General features: G+C 70.7%; 2 protein-coding genes. Both read left to right on the top strand.

The genetic code is table 11. The features are described from left to right. A partial coding sequence (locus ACYQ0U_RS22640) for a zinc-binding dehydrogenase (RefSeq protein WP_459976146.1) occupies positions 1-726 on the top strand: 726 nt, incomplete at its 5' end. Between the two features lie 11 nt (positions 727-737). Further along, the gene (locus tag ACYQ0U_RS22635; RefSeq protein WP_459976145.1) at positions 738-1658 is read left to right on the top strand and encodes a universal stress protein; all 921 of its coding nucleotides are present in this window, start codon (positions 738-740) and stop codon (positions 1656-1658) included. Positions 1659-1797 lie beyond the last annotated feature (139 nt).

Below are 1797 nucleotides of genomic sequence, written 5' to 3'. Positions count from 1 at the left end.
TGCGTGTCGGGTTGGGAGACGCTCTGCGAGGAGCAGCAGAACACCGGCTACTCGGTGGACGGCGGGTTCGCGGAGTACACCTTGGCGGACGCGGACTACGTCGTTCGCGTGCCTGCCGGGATCAGCCCCCACGACGCCGCTCCGCTCACCTGCGCCGGCGTGACCACCTACAAGGCGATCAAGGTGGCCCGCATCCGCCCAGCCGAGCGGGTGGCGATCTTCGGGATCGGAGGGCTGGGGCACCTCGCGGTGCAGTATGCGCGTCTGGTCGGGGCGACGGTCATCGCCGTCGATGTCGACGACGACAAGCTGGAGCTGGCCGCCGAGCTCGGCGCCGACCATGTCATCAACGCCGGCAAAACCGATCCCGCCGTGGCCATCGGCTCGCTCGGGGGGGCCGACGTCGCCGTCGTGCTCGCGGTGATCCCGTCGGTCTTCGAGACCGCGTTCACCACCCTGCGTCGCGGGGGCCGCTTGATCTGCGTGGGCCTCCCTCCGGAGCAGGACGGTCCGATGAGCCTGCCGATCTTCCCGACCGTGCTGAAGGGGATCTCGGTCATCGGTTCGATCGTCGGAACCCGTCAGGACCTGGCCGAGGTCCTCGAACTCCACGCGCGCGGACGCACCAAGGTCGTCGCGGAGACCCGGAAGCTGGACGACGTGAACGACGCCATCGGCGACGTGCTCGCCGGCAGCGCGATCGCCCGGATCGTCTTCGACTTCTGATCCGTGCTCTCATGCTGCTCGACTGGCCACCGCTCGTCGTCGCGCTCCCCGACCGCGACGACGAGGCGCTCCTGCGCTTCGCCGCGCGCGAAGCGCTCGTCCACGGGTGCGCTGTCCGCCTAGTGCGGGTCCGGCGGGACGACGGCCCGCGCGAGGAACGCCTCCTCGCCGCAGCGATCGCGAGAACCGAGGTGCTCGCCGGCCCCGGAGTCGTGGTCACCGGCACGATCATCACCGGCCAGGCCGTCGCCTCGGTCCTGCAGGCGTGCGGCGACGACGACACCCGTGTCGTCGTCGTCCGTCGCCGGGACGTCCTTCACCTGACGCGCGCCATCGTCGAGGGCGGACGCGCCGGTGGAGACCCGCCGATCGCCTGCGTCCCGACCTCCTGGTCACCGATCCCGGACGACCCACGCCCGGTCGTGGTCGGCGTCGACGATCCGGCGAGCTCGAGCGACCTTCTCGGCGCGGCACTCGAGATCGCCCAGGTCCACAACGCTCCGTTGCGGATCGTGCATGCGTGGCGTCTGCCCGACAAGTACCAACGGATGGTGGGCGACCGGATCGTCGGGCAGTGGACCGAACAGCTCCGAGCCTCCCTCGACGAGCTCGTCCGCCGGTGCGGCGTCGCAGCGGACAGCCACGTCGCGACCTGCATCGTCGTCGTTCCGGGCGTCGCCGCCGACGTGCTCGCTGTGGAGGCGACTCGGGCGCAGTTCCTCGTCATCCGGCGCAACCACGAGGCCGGCGGGACCGAGCACGTCGGACGCACGACCCGGTACGCGCTCCACGAATGTCCGTGCCCGGTCATCCTGACCCCCCGCACGCGGACGCTGGACGAGGACGCGGGACTCCCACTCCGCTCAGGTCCCGGGGTCACCGGGCCCTACGGCCCTGTCGGCAGCAGCCCGAGAGGTCGAGTCTGGCCCTGACCGAGAAGTCACCACAGGAGGTCGTCATGTCCAACGAACAGCCCACCATCGTCGTCGGGGTCGCAGGACGAGAAGACAGCGCAGCAGCAGTCCGTTACGCCGCCGCCGAGCACGAGCGTCAGCACCTCCCCGTGGTCCT

It is taken from the genome of Nocardioides pyridinolyticus (genome assembly GCF_054653575.1).
The sequence above is the reverse complement of the archived record's forward strand: the minus strand, read 5'-3'. Positions and strand labels throughout refer to the sequence as shown.

Bases quoted from the DNA above. Each gene is read 5' to 3' on its own strand.
- ACYQ0U_RS22635 (WP_459976145.1), top strand. From the start codon at position 738: ATGCTGCTCGACTGGCCACCGCTCGTCGTCGCGCTCCCCGACCGCGAC.